At 52.8% G+C, this 303-nt stretch carries 1 protein-coding gene; it reads right to left on the reverse strand.

What is annotated here, in order from left to right; genetic code table 11:
* Positions 1-303 (reverse strand): hypothetical protein (locus ACFVYJ_RS13720; protein WP_463255416.1); only part of this gene is annotated, 303 nt, incomplete at both ends.

Consider the following 303-nt stretch of genomic DNA (forward strand, 5'->3'; position numbering starts at 1 on the left):
CCGAACGCAGATAGGTTTGAGCGCCCCGTTTCAGGTCATCTATGGTCACTGCTAGAATGCGATGACGGAACTGTCGACGCTGCTCAGGGGACCGGCCATACAGGTTGCTGTGGAAAGCCTGTTTCGCTTCACCAGCCGGTGAACCTGGCTTATCAATTGAGCTGACAAAACCCAGTATTGCGTCCTCCAGCTTCTGGTAATCATGTTCGGTGTCCAGCAACCAGTCGACTGACTTATCAAAATCATCCAGAGTCTCCAGCAAGCGGGGATCGCGATAAGAGAAGAAGCGGAATACTGCATCGG

The sequence above is a fragment of the Pontibacter sp. JAM-7 genome (assembly GCF_048548695.2).
Classification (GTDB): domain Bacteria; phylum Pseudomonadota; class Gammaproteobacteria; order Pseudomonadales; family Balneatricaceae; genus Neptuniibacter.